Below are 17,231 nucleotides of genomic sequence, written 5' to 3'. Positions count from 1 at the left end.
CACGGAGCAACGGTCTGGTGGTCGGGAATTTTCCACCGTGCGCTATTTGCGGCGCTGACGTTCCATGGCAATCACGGACTTCTCGAAGCCCAGGCCGGCGAAAAAAGCTTCAGCGCCTTCGCGTCCAGCGCGCAGCACCCAGGTGATGTCCGGGTTGTCACCCATGACGTACTCCACCAGTGCCCGCCCGATTCCTTTGCGCCGATGGCGATCATCGACCACTACCATCGACAGGTAACCATTGGACAATTCGTCGGTGATGCCACGGGCGAAACCGACAATCTGCTCGCCCTGAATGGCCACAGCCGTGCGCTGTGAGTTTTGAATCAGGCGAGCGAACGATTCTGCATCGCCAGTGCGATGACTCCAGCCATGCTTGCCGAGAAACAGCCGTGCCAACTCTGTTTCATCGGGACGCAGGTTACGTACGTTGAGAGTGTTTCGCATGGGTTGAACTCCTTTTCAGATTGTTGAACGCCCAGCGTCAGATTTGCCCCAAGTACGCATCGCAAACTCGACAAAGCGTCTCAGCTTCGGCAATCGATAGCGATCCTGCGCATACAACAGATGCATCGGCCTGCTCGGCGGTTGGTAGTCCGTCATTACCCTGACCAGTTTGCCGTCGCGCAGATCCTGTTCCACCAGCGCGTCGGGCAGCATCATGATGCCCATGCCGTTGCGCGCCGCCTGGTGCAGACCGGCGGAGCTGTTGATCAGCATCGGCCCGCTGACGTCGACGAGGACTTCACCTTCCGGGCCGCTCAGACGCCAGCGTTTTTCCACCGACTGCCAGTCATCCCCAGCCGGGTAGGCGAAGGACAGGCAATCGTGTTGCTGCAAATCCTGTGGCGTGTGCGGCATGCCGCGCCGCGCGATGTATTCGGGGGAGGCGCAGACCGTCAGGGTGTAGTCGATCAAAGGCCGGGCGATCAGGTTGGATTGGTCGAAATTGCCTAGGCGGAATGCGACATCGAGGCCGTTCTCCAGCAGATCCGGACGGCCGTTGGTCAGCACCACGTCAAGCTTCACTTGCGGATAGAGCAAGGAATATTCGCTGAGGGCCGGGGTCAGTCGTTCGACGCCGAAGGTCAGCGGCGCGGTGATACGCAGCAAGCCGCGCGGCTCGTCCGACGCTTGTTCGGCAAGGCGTTCGGAATCGGCCACCAAGCCGAGCACTTCCAGGCAGCGCTGATAATAGACGCTGCCGAATTCGGTCAGGCGCTGGCGCCGCGTGGTGCGTTGCAGCAGTTGCACGCCGAGCCGTTGCTCCAGCGCGCGCAGATGATTGCCTACCATCGTCGTCGACATTTCGCACTTCGCAGCGGCGGCCGTCATGCTCCCGGTTTCGACCACTTTGACGTACACGCCCATCGACTGAAACAAATCCATTATCAAGCTCGGCTTTTAAATGATTGAAGTTTTTCCGAGTTTATCCAGCTCAGGTGGCTAACCATACTGCAAATACACCGACCTGCAATGGAGTTTCGCGTCATGACCGCCGCCCTGATGAACACCTACCAACCCCTGGCCCTGAGTTTCACCAAGGGCCTGGGCACGCGCCTGTGGGATCAGGCGGGGCGCGAATATCTGGATGCCGTTGCCGGTGTGGCAGTGACCAATGTCGGCCACTCGCATCCGCGCATCGTCGCGGCGATCAGTGAGCAAGCGGGGCTGCTGCTGCACACCTCAAACCTGTACAGCATCGACTGGCAGCAACAACTGGCCAAACGGCTGACGGCGTTGTCGGGGATGGAGCGCGCGTTCTTCAACAACTCCGGCGCCGAAGCGAACGAGACGGCACTGAAACTGGCGCGTCTGTACGGCTGGCGCAAAGGCATCGAGCAGCCGCTGGTGGTGGTCATGGCCAACGCGTTTCATGGCCGCACCCTCGGCACGCTGTCTGCCAGCGATGGCCCGGCGGTGCGCCTGGGCTTCAACGAACTGCCGGGGGATTTCGTCAAAGTGCCTTTCGGCGATCTCGCCGCGCTGGAGCAAATACAACGCAAACACGGCGCGCGCATCGTGGCGATTCTGGTCGAGCCGATTCAGGGCGAAAGCGGCGTACAAATCGCGCCGCCGGGTTATCTCAAGGCCCTGCGCGACCTGTGCAATCGCCACGCGTGGCTGCTGATGCTCGATGAAATCCAGACCGGCATCGGCCGTACCGGGCAGTGGTTCGCCTTTCAACACGAAGGCATCGTGCCCGATGTCATGACCCTGGCCAAAGGCCTTGGCAATGGCGTGCCGATCGGCGCCTGCCTGGCCCGTGGCCGCGCGGCCGACCTGTTCACCCCGGGCAGCCATGGCAGCACCTTCGGTGGCAATCCGCTGGCCTGTCGGGTTGGCTGCACGGTGCTGGACATCATCGAAGAGCAAGGCCTGCTGGAGAATGCGCGGGTGCAGGGCGCACGGCTGCTGGAACGCTTGCGCGCCGAATTGGCAGACAACCCGAACGTGCTGGCAATCCGGGGGCAGGGCCTGATGATCGGCATCGAGCTGAAACAACCGGTGCGCGACCTGACGCTGATCGCCGCGCGGGATCACGGCTTGTTGATCAACGTGACTCGTGGCAAGACCATCAGGTTGCTGCCGCCGCTGACGATTGATGAGCGCGAGGTAGGGATGATTGTCAGAGGGGTTGGGCGGGCGTTGTCGTCAGCCCTATCTGCATAATCACTGCTGCGGAGTGTCTGGTAAGGACAGCGAATTGACTGTCCGCAAAAGTGACTCATAGTCAGTCAGACCTATCATCACAACCGGTTCGGCACCGCGCCTGGTAATCAGCAACGGTTCGCGATCATTGGTTGCTTGGTCCATCGACAAGGCCAGGTGAGCTGTGGTTTTGCTGAAGGTGATGGTTTGCATGATGTGGGCCTGCGAGTGGTTGGTACACAGCGAGGTCGACTGTGATTGCGCCCAGTATCACTTAAGCACTTCGGAGACGTTTCCGAGAGGCTTGTAATCCTTATCTGCTGTAATTGTCAGCAGGTGGAGTGCCCGTTGCCGGGCCCTCCACCTATGCTCAGATCTGGTTTCAGTCTGGCCCATCTCCCAACTCCGGCGCCAGCATCCTCGTCTTCTCCGCCCCATTCGAGTTGTGCTGAACAATCTCGCTCGGTTGCCCCTGTTCATTGAAAAACACCTGTCCAATCCCCGCCGAATTCCACAGCCGCTCCCCGGCCTCGGCATGTTCCGGCGTATACGGGACGATGCGCATCAGGCGGCGTTTGGTGAACCAGTTCAATGGCGAGCGCGGTGAGTAGAGCCAGCGGTTGAGGCGGTCGAACCATTCCAGCAGCGTTGGCGGGAACTCGTTCTTGATGCCGCTGCTGGTGATCTGCCAGATCCGTGGGCCGGCCTTGCGGTGGCGGATCAGGACTTCGTAGACGAAGGAATAATGCACATCGCCGGACAGCACCACGTAGTTCCCCGGTGTGCGCGAGTGTCGGAAAATGTTCAGGATCACCTGTGCCGCGCCGCGATGGGCCATCCAGTTTTCCGCGTCGACCAGCAGCGGATAACCGCACCAGCTGAACACCTTCTGCACGGTTTCAATCAGCTTGACGCCGAAGATCGGCGCCGGCGACACGATGATTGCCGAAGGGTGATCGAGCAGTTCCTGTTGCAGTTCGCTCAAGGCTTCCCAGTCGAGCAGGCCCGATGGTTGCTTGAGCGCCATCTCGCTGCGCCAGCGCCGGGTGCGCGTGTCGATCACCACCAGTGCCGGAGTGCTCGGCAATACGAAATGCCACTGCTGAAAACGCAGCAACTGATCAATCAGATTGTCCTGCACCGGCATGTCCAGATAGCCGTCGTCGCCACTGGCGCTCAGTTGCGCGGTCTGCTCCAGCATTCCTTTGAAGGCATCCGGATTGTTGCCCCAGCCCTGACACAACAGATAAGCAATCAGCGCGTTGCCGATGATGCGTTTGGAGAACGGATGGCCGTAGGCGGTTTCCTCCCACTGCGCAGAAAGATTCCAGTCATCGGTGATGTCGTGGTCATCGAAAATCATCAGGCTCGGCAGATGCGCCAGCGCCCGCGCGACGTTGCCCAGGCCCGTCTTGAAGGCATCGATGCGCGTCTGCTCGAGGTGGTAGCGCTTGCGGCGTTCCGGCGTCAGCGTCGGCGCGCTCGGATTGATCAGCGACCACGGCGTCGGCGACCACACCAGCATGTACATGGCCATGACTTCGGCGAATGTCACCAGGTGATTGTCGGCACTGCTGCTGGTGAAAATCGGCTTACGCGCGCCACCGAAAAATCGCTCGCGCAAGGTCTCGTTGCTCTCTAGCGCCGGTAACAAATCCGCACGGTGGTAGTAGCTGGCCGGGTGTTGATAGAGCTTGGCGCTGTCGCTGACCACGGCACCGTCAAGGTGCTCATCGAACAGACCCAGACGCTCGATAAGGGCATGAATCGCCCGCAGCATCGGCCCGGCAACGTCGTCGGCATAGACCTGATCACCGCTCATCATCAGCAGCGCCGGGCGCCGTTGCGCATCGGTTTCGTCGGCCAGCAATTGATCGACGCAGAGCAAACCATCGGTTGCCGGATGATGCGGCTTGCGGCAGGAGCCGTGGAGCAATTGCTCGATCCGCGAACGCACGACGAGGTTCGCGCAGGTAGCGCCGGGGTAAAGCAGATGAGGCGCCCACTCAGCCATACCGATGGCGTCATCGATCAGCAGGTCGTAAGCGATAAACGTGTCGCAGGGCAGGGCGCTTTCAAGTTGAACGTCGATCAGATGCACGAACGCATGACGGCCTACGGCAATGACCGTGCATTTCTCTGAGTCGAGCGGAATATCTCCTACACCTTGCAGGCGCAAGGTCAGCGACAGTTCACGCGAGCCCACTAGCCACAGCACTACGCGCGTCGGCTCCAGCCGCCGCAGCAGCGGGCCGGCCAGGACGGGAGGCAGCGAGATCAGGTTATCGGGTGTTGGAAACATTGAGGATAAAGTTCAAGGCGCACAGGCCGGCGATGATAGCGCAGCCGGCGCCTTGATCCCTTAAATCAGCCTTAAGAGTCGGCTTTTTGCAGTTTCAGCGCCAGCAAACGCCACTCCCCAGCCGTCGCATCAACCCGTGGCAATTCCTGCACGGAGCAATCAAAACGGTAGGTGACATCGTCGCCATTCATGTTGCGCGCAGTGACGCTGTTGCTGAAGCTGTAGACCTGATCCTTGTAGCGATGGCTGACCAGCGCTTTGCTGTCGGCAAAACGCGCCGAAGCGGGATAACGCAGGGTGCTGGTGACAAACGGGCTGCACATGACATACGCGATCATCGACTTGTCGGCCTGTGCGTCGCCGCGCAACTTCTTGTTCAGCGCGGCCAGGGCCATGCGACCCTCGTAGTCGCTCTGATTCAGCACCGTCTGTACCGCCATTGATTTCGGCGCTCGGCTGACGTTATTCGGCAACAGTGCGGAGTCCGGCGGGGAAGGCTTGTCATCCGCTTCGATGGCAGCAAAAACCGTCGCATCTTTCAGTTCGGTGGCGGGCGTGACTGCCTCGGCGTCAGGCAGTACAGAGGTCGACTCGACGACTGGCGTGTTTTGCGCCTGCGCCTCGTGATCGAGCGACGAAGGAAACAGCGAAAAGGTGATCGACAACATCACCAGCCCGACAATGAACCCACCCGCCGCGCCAACGATGTTGCCGTAGAAAATATTCCAGCTGCCGCGGTTCTTCACCACCCAGCGCCACATGAAACCCCAGACAGCGACGAACGCCAGAAAACGCAAAAACTCCATTTGATCCTTTCCTTACCTTTCAACAATCCAAGCGCGGCGCGAGACGATCAGCAAGCCCCGACGATGCGCGGCAAGATAGCAAAATAGACGCGCCGTCCGGCTACGGTTGCGGAAAATAATTCGCCGCCAGAAAAATCAACGTGACCATGCCTGCGGCAACGCCACAGGCGCCCGCGAGCAGTTGACGTGCAACCGGATGCGCTGGCTGACGACGTTTGGCGATCCACAACCACACACCCGCCAGAACGCCCGCGCTGGTCATGAACACCACCAGGCTATTATGCAGTCCCGGCGCTGCCATGGTGGTGCCGAACAGCCCGTCGTAAAGCAGCGTGAAGACAATGCCCGCCACCACAGCGCTGCCCGCTCCGGCGAGGTTTGCCAACAACAGATTCCAGTGCCCGCGCTGTCGCACCACCCAGAACCACATTGCAGCCATGACTACCAAACACAACACAGCATCCATCGGATTTCTTTCCTGGCTACGAGACAGAGGCGGCAACTTGCTCGCCTGTAGAGAGTGGACGGCACGATAGCAAAATAGTAGCGTCCCGCCATGCCTTCTCTGTAATGGACTACCCATGTTTTCCACAACCCGTTTGCTGCAACTACTCGGCGCTCTCACCCTTGCCATCTCCATTACCCCAGCCTTCTGCTTCGCGAAAGAACACCCGCAAGCCAGCTGGAATTACTACCTCGCCAATTGCCAGCGGATGCAGGAGACAATCGCCGACGTCCAGAGCGGTCGCGTCTCCGCTGCCTATGCAGCCACGTCGGGCCTGCAAGACAGCCTCGCCTCCATGAACGAGCGCCGCCTCAACCTGCTACCGCAACACCTCGACTCCAGCGAGTACGCCCACTGCGAAAACGTCGCCGCCCACGCCGAGGCAACCCTGGCCCAAGGCAAAGCCGAGTTCGCCGCGCAAATGCAACGCGGTGTGGAGGAAGGCAGAATTGCACACCAGAACTCCCCCGCCTACCAACGCGCCCGTTCTCTCGGCTACAGCGACGTCGGCGACATCTCCTTCCTGAAACTGCACGAAGACACCGACGGCGAAGCCCGCCTGAAAACCATGCTCATCACCGTCGACGAAATCTGCGGCCAATACTTCCGCGCCACGCAATACGTGAAGCCCTATGTGATCTACACGGTGCGACCATCGGATGGCGGCTGCGGCGAAGTGAAGCGTGTCGCGATAGTTGGCGGCGGGCAGGCAGAGAAGGGCGACTACATTGATCCCAATGGTGAGTTTCAATACATGGGCTGGAAAAAACTGGCTGGCGCTGACGGCTTTCCAACGGATATTCGAGTACTGAAAGCTCGTCGCTGATCGGACGAGATAGCGGCATGGCTGTAGCGCACCACTCAAAGAATGTCGCGCAGATACCCCTTCAGCGCGAGCAGCGGCTGACCCAGCTGCTCCACCGACCGCGCCTGAGCCAACTCCGCCGACAACTTGCGCAACTCCCGCCCCAACGGCTTTTCGACCCCACCCAAGGCATCCAGCGCCAGGTTCAGGCATTCGTTCATCTTGAACTGAATGGCCTCGACATCGCCGCGTTTCACCAGTAACTCGAAAACGTCTTTCTGATAATCGCCCATGACCATGTCATCGCGCAGGATCGGGCTCAGGCCTTCTTCTTCGTAGGCGAGTTTGAGGGAGAAGAGGGCGACGGTTTCCAGTGAGGTTTCCATGGGGATGTCTGTCAGTGAAGTGGAAGGCTTGAAACCAATGCGCAAAACGCCAGAGGAGGTTTGCCGTGCGGGCGTGATTATACGGGCGGGGATCGCAGTCGAGGCAACCAGCAATCGGGCATCTAAAACCTACAAGCTCGCGCAGCATTGACATCCACTTTGATACGACGCTTTGATTACAAACACTGAACATCAGCGGAGCGACCATCATGGAATACGACATGAAACTGATCGACGACGCCGTCCTTGCTCTCCTGGCAGCCTATAGCTCCGACGCTGGCAATGCGTGGAAGGGCTATGACTTCGAGATCATGAACCGCTTGCACGAACAGGGTTTGATCAGTAATCCGGTGAACCGGAACAAATCGATATGGTTGACGGAGGAAGGGTTGGAGCGGGGGCGGGAGATTGCTGATCGGATGTTTGCAGTCAAGGAGTAGGGTGGGCACACGTCCGATTTCGGGAACTGATTTGATCTTGGGTAGGAAGGCCAGATAGGCACCAACCACTTTCCACCAGACGAAAAAAAAGGCCTTGCTTTCGCAAGACCTTTTTCTCTGTGTTGGTGCCCCGAGGGAGACTCGAACTCCCACTCCTTTCGAAAACGGATTTTGAATCCGCCGCGTCTACCAATTCCGCCATCAGGGCTCAATGGCGGCGAAGTATAGAGAGGTGATTACCGTTGGTCAATCACGTTTCATGGTCAATTTTCGATATTTCCGCTAGACTTTCCGGCCCTGCTAGACGAACCCCATCATGCGCGTTGCTGACTTTACTTTCGAGCTTCCTGATTCGCTGATCGCCCGCCATCCGTTGGCCGAGCGTCGCGGTAGTCGCCTGCTGACCCTTGATGGGCCGAGCGGCGCCCTGGCACACCGTCAATTCACTGATTTGCTTGAGCATTTGCGACCGGGCGATTTGATGGTGTTCAACAATACCCGGGTGATTCCGGCGCGGCTGTTCGGGCAGAAAGCGTCCGGCGGCAAGCTGGAAATTCTCATCGAGCGCGTGCTCGATGCGCACCGCGTGCTGGCCCATGTGCGCTCCAGCAAGTCGCCGAAGCCGGGTTCGAAGATCCTTATCGACGGCGGTGGCGAAGCCGAGATGCTCGCGCGTCATGATGCGCTGTTCGAGCTGGGTTTTGCCGAGGAAGTCTTGCCGTTGCTCGACCGCGTCGGGCACATGCCGTTGCCTCCTTATATAGACCGCCCGGATGAAGGCTCGGATCGCGAGCGTTATCAGACCGTGTATGCCCAGCGTCTGGGCGCGGTCGCAGCGCCGACGGCGGGGCTGCATTTCGACGAGCCGCTGATGCAGGCGATTGCTGCCAAGGGCGTCGAGACTGCGTTCGTGACGTTGCACGTCGGCGCGGGGACGTTTCAGCCGGTGCGTGTCGAGAATATCGAAGATCACCACATGCACAGCGAGTGGCTGGAAGTCGGCCAGGATGTGGTCGATGCGGTGGCGGCGTGCCGTGCGCGTGGCGGTCGGGTGGTTGCGGTCGGCACCACCAGCGTGCGTTCGCTGGAGAGCGCGGCGCGCGATGGTGTGCTCAAGCCGTTCAGTGGCGACACCGACATCTTTATCTATCCGGGCCGGCCGTTTCATGTGGTCGATGCCCTGGTGACCAATTTCCATTTGCCGGAATCCACGCTGTTGATGCTGGTTTCCGCGTTTGCCGGTTATCCCGAAACCATGGCCGCCTACAAGGCCGCCGTGGAAAACGGATACCGCTTTTTCAGTTACGGGGATGCAATGTTCATCACCCGCAATCCCGCTCCAACTGCCCCTGAACAGACAGGCCCAGAGGAAACAGAATGAGTCGCGAATGTCGAATGTCCTTTGAGCTGCTGGCCACCGATGGCAAGGCTCGTCGTGGTCGCCTGACCTTCCCCCGTGGCACCGTCGAGACCCCGGCGTTCATGCCGGTCGGCACCTACGGCACGGTCAAGGGCATGCTGCCGCGCGACATCGTCGCCACGGGCGCGGAAATCATTCTGGGCAACACCTTTCACCTGTGGCTGCGTCCCGGCACTCAGGTGATCAAGGAGCACGGCGACCTGCACGATTTCATGCAGTGGAAAGGCCCGATCCTCACCGACTCCGGCGGTTTCCAGGTGTTCAGCCTCGGCGCGATGCGCAAGATCAAGGAGGAGGGCGTGACCTTCGCTTCTCCGGTCGACGGCGCCAAAGTGTTCATGGGCCCGGAAGAGTCGATGCAGGTGCAGCGCGATCTCGGTTCCGACATCGTGATGATCTTCGACGAATGCACGCCGTATCCGGCTGACGAAGACGTCGCGCGCGTATCGATGGAATTGTCGCTGCGCTGGGCGCAGCGTTCGAAGAATGCCCACGGCGACAACACCGCAGCGCTGTTCGGCATCGTTCAGGGCGGCATGCATGAAAACCTGCGCATGCGCTCGCTCGAAGGCCTCGACAAGATCGGCTTCGACGGCCTCGCCATCGGCGGTCTGTCGGTGGGCGAACCGAAGCACGAAATGATCAAGGTGCTGGATTATCTGCCGGGCCAGATGCCCGCTGACAAACCTCGTTACCTTATGGGCGTTGGCAAACCGGAGGATCTGGTTGAGGGTGTGCGCCGCGGGGTGGACATGTTCGATTGCGTGATGCCAACCCGTAATGCCCGCAATGGGCATCTGTTCATCGATACCGGTGTGCTGAAGATCCGTAACGCGTTCCATCGCCATGATGAATCGCCGCTGGATCCGACCTGCGATTGCTACACCTGCCAGAACTTCTCACGCGCTTATCTGCATCACCTGGACAAGTGCGGCGAAATGCTCGGCAGCATGCTCAATACCATCCATAACTTGCGCCATTATCAGGTGCTGATGGCTGGTTTGCGCGAGGCTATTCAACAGGGTACATTGGCCGCCTTTGTCGATGCCTTCTACGCCAAACGCGGACTTCCCGTTCCGCCTTTGGACTGAGTTTTCTGACCCCAAGATTCAACATTTGCAACTGGAGTGCTAAATGAGCTTTTTTATCTCTAACGCCATGGCTGACGCAGCTGCACCGGCTGCTGCAAGCCCAATGGGCGGCGGCTTCGAGTGGATTTTCCTGGTCGGCTTCCTGGTCATCTTCTACCTGATGATCTGGCGTCCACAGGCCAAGCGCGCCAAAGAGCAGAAGAACCTGCTGAGCAGCCTGCAGAAGGGCGACGAAGTCGTGACCACTGGCGGCATCGCCGGCAAGATCACCAAGGTTGCCGATGACTTCGTGGTTCTGGAAGTGTCCGACACCGTGGAAATGAAGTTCCAGAAAGGCGCCATCGCCGCCACGCTGCCAAAAGGCACGCTGAAAGCGATCTAAGAGCAACAACTTCTACTCAATCGACGGGGCGCGCAAGGCGCCCCGCGTTCATAACGGGCGGCGTGATGCTGAACAAATACCCTCTGTGGAAATACATTCTGATCCTGGCGGTGCTGGCGATCGGTCTGATTTATTCCGCTCCCAATCTTTACCCCGATGACCCGGCGATTCAGATCAGCGGCGCCAGCACGGCTCTGCAGGTCAATGACGCCGATCTGGCTCGCGTCAGCACAGCGCTGAAAGAGTCCGGCATCAACGTCAAGGCGGCTACGCTGACGGCGGGCGGCAAGGGCGGTCTGATCCGTCTGAGCAAGGCTGAAGATCAGCTGCCGGCCAAGGACGTTGTACGCAAGGCATTGGGTGATGACTACGTCGTCGCGCTGAACCTGGCACAGACCACCCCGCAATGGCTGCGCAACCTCGGTGCGCACCCGATGAAGCTGGGTCTGGACTTGTCCGGTGGTGTGCACTTCCTGCTCGAAGTGGACATGGACAAAGCCCTCGATGCGCGCCTGAAAGTCTACGAAGGCGACGTCAAGAGCCTGCTGCGCAAAGAGAAGCTGCGCTATCGCAGCCTGCCGCAACTGGGCGGTGCCATTCAGTTGGGCTTCAGCGATGAAGATTCCCGCGAACAGGCCCGTGCGCTGATCCGCAAGAATTTCAACGATTTCGACATTGTTCCGGCCGACCTCAACGGTCAACCGGTGCTGCGTCTGGCGATGACCCCGGCCAAGCTGGCGGAAATCCGTGAATACTCCATCAAGCAGAACCTGACCACGGTACGTAACCGCGTCAACGAGCTGGGTGTTGCCGAACCGATCGTGCAGCGTCAGGGCGCCAACCGCATCGTGGTTGAGCTGCCGGGCGTGCAGGACACTGCCGAAGCCAAGCGTATTCTCGGCAAGACGGCCAACCTTGAGTTCCGTCTGGCCGCCGAGCCGGGCGCTTCGAAAGCCACTTCCGAATCGTTCGAATTCCGCGAAGGCAACCGTCCGCCAGCGCAGATCGAGCGTGGCCTGATCATCACCGGTGACCAGGTCACCGACGCCAAGGCCGGTTTCGGCGAGCACGGCACGCCTGAAGTGAACATCCGTCTGGATGGTCATGGTGGCGAGCTGATGAGCCGCGCGACCCGTTCCAACGTCGGTCGCAGCATGGCGGTGATCTTCATCGAACAGCGTCCGGTCACCACTTACACCAAGCAAGTGGTTGATGGCGTCGAGAAAGACGTTGCGGTGCAGACGTTCAAGGAAGAGAAGAAGATCATCAGCCTGGCGACCATTCAGTCGCCGCTGGGTGCGCAATTCCGCATCACTGGCCTGAACGGTCAGGGCGAGTCGTCCGAACTGGCGCTGCTGCTGCGTGCCGGTGGTCTGGCTGCACCGATGTACTTCGCTGAAGAGCGCACAATCGGTCCGAGCCTGGGTGCTGACAACATCACCAAAGGTATCGATGCTTCCCTGTGGGGCATGCTGTTCGTATCGCTGTTCATCATCGCCATCTACCGCTTCTTCGGCGTCATCGCCACCGTCGCTCTGGCGGTGAACATGGTGCTGCTGCTGGCGTTGATGTCCTTGCTGGGCGCCACGCTGACCCTGCCGGGTATCGCCGGTATCGTCCTGACGATGGGTATGGCGGTCGACGCCAACGTACTGATCTTCTCGCGGATTCGTGAAGAGATCGCCGCTGGCATGACTGTGCAGCGGGCAATCAACGAAGGCTTCGGCCGGGCATTCACCGCGATTCTCGACGCCAACCTGACCACGTTGCTGGTCGGCGGCATTCTCTTCGCCATGGGCACCGGCCCGGTGAAGGGGTTCGCAGTGACGATGTCCCTCGGGATCTTTACCTCGATGTTCACGGCCATCATGGTGACCCGCGCAATGGTCAACCTGATCTTTGGCGGACGTGACTTCAAGAAGTTGTGGATTTAAGGGGCTGCCATGTTACGTACAATCAACTTCATGGGCGTTCGCAACTTCGCGTTCGGCGTCACATTGCTGCTTACCGTCATTGCCTTGTTCAGTGTCGCCACCAAGGGCATGAACTGGGGCCTGGACTTCACCGGCGGTACGCTCATCGAGCTGACCTACGAGCGTCCGGCCGACGTCACCAAGGTGCGCGAGCAACTGGCGACTTCCGGTTATCACGAAGCCGTGGTGCAGAACTTCGGTGCGACCACCGATCTGCTGGTGCGCATGCCGGGTGAAGACCCGCAGTTGGGCCATCAAGTAGCGGAAGCGCTTCAAAAGGTCGGCGGTGACAACCCGGCTACGGTCAAGCGTGTCGAGTTCGTCGGCCCACAGGTCGGTGAAGAGCTGCGCGACCAGGGCGGCCTCGGCATGCTGCTGGCGCTCGGCGGCATCCTGATCTACCTGGCGTTCCGCTTTCAGTGGAAGTTTGCGGTCGGCGCCATTGTCTCGCTGATCCACGACGTGATCGTGACCGTGGGTATCCTCTCGTACTTCCAGATCACTTTCGATCTGACAGTGCTGGCAGCGGTGCTGGCGATCATCGGTTACTCGCTGAACGACACCATCGTGGTTTTCGACCGGGTGCGTGAGAACTTCCGCGTGCTGCGCAAGGCGACGCTGATCGAGAACATCAACATCTCGACCACCCAGACCCTGCTGCGCACCATGGCGACCTCGATCTCCACTCTGCTGGCGATCGCGGCGCTGCTGTTCTTCGGTGGCGACAACCTGTTCGGTTTCTCCATCGCACTGTTCATCGGTGTACTGGCGGGTACCTACTCGTCGATCTACATCGCCAACGTGGTGCTGATCTGGCTGAACCTGACCACCGAGGATCTGATTCCTCCGGCCAACACCGATAAGGAAGTCGACGAACGTCCATAACGGTCAGCGATTTCCCGGCTGTCAGCCAACAAAAGGCGCGAGTTGAACTCGCGCCTTTTTTTGTGCTCCAAGGCTGGGAGAAGCGCGGGCGTGTCCCGCATGTGATGGTCAGGAGGTTCATGTGAACAAGTCGTTGCTGGTTGGTGCGGTATTGGGTGCTGTCGGTGTCACAGCCGGGGGTGCTGTTGCCACCTACAGCCTGGTTAAAAGCGGCCCTGAGTATGCGCAAGTATTAGCCGTTGAGCCGGTCAAGACACAGATCAAGACTCCACGTGAAGTATGCAAGGATGTAACGGTGACCCGTCAGGCACCGGTAAAAGATCAACACCAGATCGCCGGTACCGTGGTCGGCGCGCTGGCCGGTGGTTTGCTGGGCAACCAGATTGGCGGCGGTACCGGCAAGAAGATTGCCACGGTGGCCGGTGCGGTCGGTGGCGGTTATGCGGGCAACAAGGTGCAGGAGGGCATGCAGGAGCGTGACACCTACACCACCACGCAAACCCGCTGCAACACGGTCAATGACATCAGCGACAAGGTCGTCGGTTACGATGTGCGTTACTCGCTTGATGGCAAGGAAGGCAAAGTGCGGATGGATCGCGATCCGGGCAACCAGATTCCGGTCGACAAGGAAGGCAAGCTGATCCTGTCGCAGAATGAGCCGGCTCAGTAAGGATTTACGGTTGTGAAAAGAAGCACCCTGCGGGGTGCTTTTTTTATACCCGCGATTCAGGGCAGCGCGCGATTCTCACCTGTGCGAGCGAGCCTGCTCGCGAATACGGTCTACCAGTTGATATTTACTTTGCTGGCACGCCCATTCGCGAGCAGGCTCGCTCCCACAGGGAATTGTGCTGTTTGGAATTGCAGGCACAAAAAAAGCACCCCGAAGGGTGCTTTTTGGTTTCGCGTAAAGCTTAGCGCTTCAGCGAGGCCGGCAGGTGCGGCTGGATCGCCGTCAGCACTGCCTTGAAGCATTTGGTGTTGCCGGCAACGATGTGGCCTTTTTCCAGGAAGTCGTGACCGCCGGTGAAATCGCTCACCAGGCCGCCGGCTTCTTGAATCAGCAGGGCGCCTGCAGCCATGTCCCACTCGGACAGGCCCGATTCCCAGAACGCATCGAAACGACCGGCAGCCACGTAAGCCAGGTCCAGGCTCGCCGAACCGGCGCGGCGGATGCCGGCAGTCTGGCCAACCAGGGCGCGGAACATGCCGAGGTAGTTGTCGAGGTTGTCCATCTGGTCGTCACGGAACGGGAACCCAGTGCCGAGCAGAGCGCCGTCGAGGCTGGTGCGACCACTGACGCGCAGGCGACGACCGTTCAGTTGAGCGCCGCGACCACGGCTGGCGGTGAATTCTTCCTGGCGGACCGGGTCCAGAACCACTGCGTGTTCCAGGCGACCACGATATTTGCAGGCAATGCTCACTGCAAAGTGCGGAATGCCACGGAGGAAGTTGGTGGTGCCGTCCAGCGGATCGATGATCCACAGGTACTCTTCGCCTTCGATGCCGGTGCCAGCGTGCAGGCCGGTTTCTTCACCCTGAATCGAGTGATTCGGGTAAGCCTTGCGCAGGGCATCGATGATTTTCTGTTCAGCGGCGCGATCGACCTCGGATACGTAATCCTTGGCGTCTTTTTCGTCGACCTTGATGGTATCCAGGCGCTCGATGGAGCGGAAGATCAGTTCACTGGCGCTGCGGGCGGCGCGCAGCGCGATATTCAGCATGGGCTGCATGGATGTGTCACCTAAGGTTGTTAAAGAAAGCCGCGCATTCTATCAGAACTTTTCTTCAGGTGAAGGACGCTGTTCGCTTTCATAGCTTAACGGTAGGCTGTTCTGTAAGATTTGCCCCCCTTTCCTGTGTCCGAGAGCGCCTCCCTTGCTGCAGAACATTCGTGTCGTCCTGGTCAACACCAGCCACCCCGGCAACATCGGCGGGGCCGCGCGCGCCATGAAAAACATGGGTCTGTCGCGACTGGTGCTGGTCGAACCGCGGGTCTTCCCGCACCACGAGGCCGACGCCCGCGCCTCCGGTGCCGGTGACATCCTTGAAAACGCGCAAGTCGTCGCCACCTTGGAAGATGCTCTGGTCGGCTGCAATCTGGTGCTCGGCACCAGCGCCCGCGACCGGCGCATTCCCTGGCCACTGCTGGACCCGCGCGAATGCGGCAACAAGGTGGTCGAGGAAGCCGGGCAGGGCGCGGAGATTGCTTTGGTGTTCGGCCGTGAAGACTCCGGCCTGACCAATGAAGAGCTGCAGCGATGTCACTTTCACGTGCACATCCCTTCCGACCCGACGTTCAGTTCGCTGAACCTCGGGGCGGCGGTGCAGGTATTGAGTTATGAAGTGCGCATGGCCTGGCTGGCTGCACAGGGTCAGCCGAGCAAGGTTGAGAAAGAAGAAGTGGCCTCGGTGAAAAGCGCCGAGCTGGCGACCATGGATGAGCTGGAGCGATTCTATGAGCACCTGGAGCAGACGCTGGTTGCCATCGAATTCCTCGACCCGGAAAAACCACGGCACTTGATGGCGCGCCTGCGCCGGTTGTACGGACGCAGCTCGGTCAGTCGGGCGGAAATGAATATTTTGCGTGGCATCCTCACGGAAACCCAGAAAGCGGCCCGTGGCGAGCTTCTAAAGCGGAAGGATTGAATGATGTTTGAGCGTTTGCGTGAAGATATCCAGAGCGTATTCCATCGAGACCCGGCGGCGCGTAACGCTTTTGAAGTCCTGACCTGCTACCCCGGCATGCATGCGATCTGGATTCATCGTCTGGCCGGCATGCTCTGGCGCAACGAACTGAAATGGCTGGCGCGGCTGGTGTCGAACTTCGGTCGCTGGCTGACCGGGATCGAGATTCATCCGGGTGCCAAGATAGGTCGGCGTTTCTTCATCGATCACGGCATGGGCATCGTCATTGGTGAAACCGCCGAGATCGGCGACGACGTCACCATCTATCAAGGCGTGACCCTCGGCGGCACCAGTTGGAACAAAGGCAAGCGCCACCCGACTCTCGGAGACGGCGTTGTAGTCGGTGCCGGGGCCAAGGTTCTCGGTCCGTTCACGGTGGGTGCAGGCGCCAAAGTCGGCTCCAACGCTGTGGTCACCAAGGAAGTGCCGCCCGGCGCCACTGTGGTGGGGATTCCGGGGCGGATCATCGTCAAGACCGATGAAGAGCAGGACGCCAAGCGCAAAGCCATGGCGGAAAAGATCGGTTTCGATGCCTACGGTGTCAGCGAAGACATGCCCGACCCGGTGGCCCGCGCCATCGGCCAGTTGCTCGATCATCTGCAAGCGGTGGACGGGCGTCTGGAAGGCATGTGCGGCGCGCTGAAGGATCTGGGCAGCAATTACTGTGCGAAAGATCTGCCTGAGCTGCGTGAAGAGGACTTCGCTTGCGTCAAAGGCAAGGACGAATCGAAAGCCGGCTGAACCGCGGCGCTGCTTTTCGCGAGCAGGCTCGCTCCCACAAGAGCAATGCATTCCAATGTGGGAGCGAGCCTGCTCGCGAAGATCGATCACGCGGTTGCGCTGGCTGTCCGCAGCCCGTCTTTGCTATAGTGCGCGCGCTCTTTTGCGGGTAAACCCGA

19 protein-coding genes and 1 tRNA gene are annotated in these 17,231 nt (G+C 59.8%); 11 read left to right on the top strand and 9 right to left on the bottom strand.

Annotation, left to right across the window (positions count from 1 at the left end; translation table 11 throughout):
- Window positions 1-42 precede the first annotated feature (42 nt).
- Both HU724_RS23090 and HU724_RS23085 read right to left on the bottom strand, forming a co-directional pair.
- Window positions 43-447, bottom strand: a complete 405-nt coding sequence (locus HU724_RS23090) for a GNAT family N-acetyltransferase (protein WP_186569513.1) — start codon at window positions 445-447, stop codon at window positions 43-45.
- 15 nt (window positions 448-462) lie between these two features.
- On the bottom strand, window positions 463-1,389 hold the full coding sequence (locus HU724_RS23085) for a LysR family transcriptional regulator (protein WP_186569512.1): 927 nt from the start codon (window positions 1,387-1,389) through the stop codon (window positions 463-465).
- Window positions 1,390-1,491: 102 nt separating this feature from the next.
- On the opposite strand from HU724_RS23085, the gene HU724_RS23080 reads away from it, so the two are divergent.
- Window positions 1,492-2,673: an aspartate aminotransferase family protein gene (locus tag HU724_RS23080; RefSeq protein WP_186569511.1), complete on the top strand. Its 1,182-nt coding sequence runs from the start codon at window positions 1,492-1,494 to the stop codon at window positions 2,671-2,673.
- Here HU724_RS23080 and HU724_RS23075 read toward each other — a convergent pair whose 3' ends face one another.
- From HU724_RS23075 to HU724_RS23060, 4 genes are all read right to left on the bottom strand, one after another.
- Window positions 2,674-2,865 (bottom strand): type II toxin-antitoxin system Phd/YefM family antitoxin, encoded by a 192-nt coding sequence (locus HU724_RS23075; protein ID WP_016770565.1) that lies wholly within the window; start codon window positions 2,863-2,865, stop codon window positions 2,674-2,676.
- Between the two features lie 169 nt (window positions 2,866-3,034).
- On the bottom strand, window positions 3,035-4,954 hold the full coding sequence (locus HU724_RS23070) for an alkaline phosphatase D family protein (RefSeq protein ID WP_186569510.1): 1,920 nt from the start codon (window positions 4,952-4,954) through the stop codon (window positions 3,035-3,037).
- Window positions 4,955-5,025: 71 nt separating this feature from the next.
- Complete coding sequence (locus HU724_RS23065; RefSeq protein WP_186569509.1) at window positions 5,026-5,760, bottom strand: hypothetical protein; 735 nt, start codon at window positions 5,758-5,760, stop codon at window positions 5,026-5,028.
- 100 nt (window positions 5,761-5,860) lie between these two features.
- The gene (locus tag HU724_RS23060) at window positions 5,861-6,226 is read right to left on the bottom strand and encodes a hypothetical protein (RefSeq protein ID WP_016773311.1); all 366 of its coding nucleotides are present in this window, start codon (window positions 6,224-6,226) and stop codon (window positions 5,861-5,863) included.
- A gap of 115 nt (window positions 6,227-6,341) precedes the next feature.
- Between HU724_RS23060 and HU724_RS23055 the strand changes: the two genes are divergently transcribed.
- Complete coding sequence (locus HU724_RS23055) at window positions 6,342-7,091, top strand: hypothetical protein (RefSeq protein ID WP_186569508.1); 750 nt, start codon at window positions 6,342-6,344, stop codon at window positions 7,089-7,091.
- A 35-nt stretch (window positions 7,092-7,126) separates the two neighbouring features.
- Here the strand turns inward: HU724_RS23055 and HU724_RS23050 are convergent, their stop codons facing one another.
- Window positions 7,127-7,456 carry a hypothetical protein gene (locus tag HU724_RS23050; protein ID WP_016773313.1) on the bottom strand — a complete coding sequence of 110 codons (330 nt, stop codon included), beginning with the start codon at window positions 7,454-7,456 and terminating at the stop codon, window positions 7,127-7,129.
- A 221-nt stretch (window positions 7,457-7,677) separates the two neighbouring features.
- On the opposite strand from HU724_RS23050, the gene HU724_RS23045 reads away from it, so the two are divergent.
- Entirely contained in the window at window positions 7,678-7,896 is a 219-nt protein-coding gene (locus tag HU724_RS23045) for a DUF6429 family protein (RefSeq protein ID WP_225927642.1), read from the top strand.
- Window positions 7,897-8,019: 123 nt separating this feature from the next.
- Here the strand turns inward: HU724_RS23045 and HU724_RS23040 are convergent.
- Window positions 8,020-8,104: transfer RNA gene (locus HU724_RS23040), tRNA-Leu, on the bottom strand.
- 108 nt (window positions 8,105-8,212) lie between these two features.
- Between HU724_RS23040 and queA the strand changes: the two genes are divergently transcribed.
- From queA to HU724_RS23010, 6 genes are all read left to right on the top strand, one after another.
- Window positions 8,213-9,277 carry a tRNA preQ1(34) S-adenosylmethionine ribosyltransferase-isomerase QueA gene (gene queA / locus HU724_RS23035; protein ID WP_186569506.1) on the top strand — a complete coding sequence of 355 codons (1,065 nt, stop codon included), beginning with the start codon at window positions 8,213-8,215 and terminating at the stop codon, window positions 9,275-9,277.
- Between the two features lie 14 nt (window positions 9,278-9,291).
- Window positions 9,292-10,407, top strand: coding sequence for a tRNA guanosine(34) transglycosylase Tgt (gene tgt, locus HU724_RS23030; protein WP_160768392.1), 1,116 nt, complete (start codon window positions 9,292-9,294; stop codon window positions 10,405-10,407).
- Between the two features lie 43 nt (window positions 10,408-10,450).
- Window positions 10,451-10,789, top strand: coding sequence for a preprotein translocase subunit YajC (yajC, locus tag HU724_RS23025; protein WP_016773317.1), 339 nt, complete (start codon window positions 10,451-10,453; stop codon window positions 10,787-10,789).
- 65 nt (window positions 10,790-10,854) lie between these two features.
- Entirely contained in the window at window positions 10,855-12,723 is a 1,869-nt protein-coding gene (gene secD, locus HU724_RS23020) for a protein translocase subunit SecD (RefSeq protein ID WP_016773318.1), read from the top strand.
- A 9-nt stretch (window positions 12,724-12,732) separates the two neighbouring features.
- The gene (gene secF / locus HU724_RS23015; RefSeq protein ID WP_186569505.1) at window positions 12,733-13,647 is read left to right on the top strand and encodes a protein translocase subunit SecF; all 915 of its coding nucleotides are present in this window, start codon (window positions 12,733-12,735) and stop codon (window positions 13,645-13,647) included.
- Window positions 13,648-13,768: 121 nt separating this feature from the next.
- Window positions 13,769-14,317 carry a glycine zipper 2TM domain-containing protein gene (locus tag HU724_RS23010; protein ID WP_007916907.1) on the top strand — a complete coding sequence of 183 codons (549 nt, stop codon included), beginning with the start codon at window positions 13,769-13,771 and terminating at the stop codon, window positions 14,315-14,317.
- Window positions 14,318-14,558: 241 nt separating this feature from the next.
- On the opposite strand, the gene suhB is transcribed toward HU724_RS23010, so the two are convergent.
- Window positions 14,559-15,377 (bottom strand): type III secretion system regulator SuhB, encoded by an 819-nt coding sequence (suhB, locus tag HU724_RS23005; protein WP_016773320.1) that lies wholly within the window; start codon window positions 15,375-15,377, stop codon window positions 14,559-14,561.
- Between the two features lie 145 nt (window positions 15,378-15,522).
- Here suhB and trmJ point away from each other — a divergent pair, with 145 nt between their 5' ends.
- Together trmJ and cysE are read left to right on the top strand one after the other, a co-directional pair.
- Window positions 15,523-16,293, top strand: coding sequence for a tRNA (cytosine(32)/uridine(32)-2'-O)-methyltransferase TrmJ (gene trmJ, locus HU724_RS23000; protein WP_073473313.1), 771 nt, complete (start codon window positions 15,523-15,525; stop codon window positions 16,291-16,293).
- A 3-nt stretch (window positions 16,294-16,296) separates the two neighbouring features.
- Window positions 16,297-17,073: a serine O-acetyltransferase gene (gene cysE / locus HU724_RS22995; protein ID WP_186569504.1), complete on the top strand. Its 777-nt coding sequence runs from the start codon at window positions 16,297-16,299 to the stop codon at window positions 17,071-17,073.
- Window positions 17,074-17,231 lie beyond the last annotated feature (158 nt).

The organism is Pseudomonas iranensis (assembly GCF_014268585.2).
GTDB lineage: Bacteria > Pseudomonadota > Gammaproteobacteria > Pseudomonadales > Pseudomonadaceae > Aquipseudomonas > Aquipseudomonas iranensis.
Note: the sequence above shows the minus strand (reverse complement) of the source record. Positions and strands in the feature narration are given on the sequence as shown.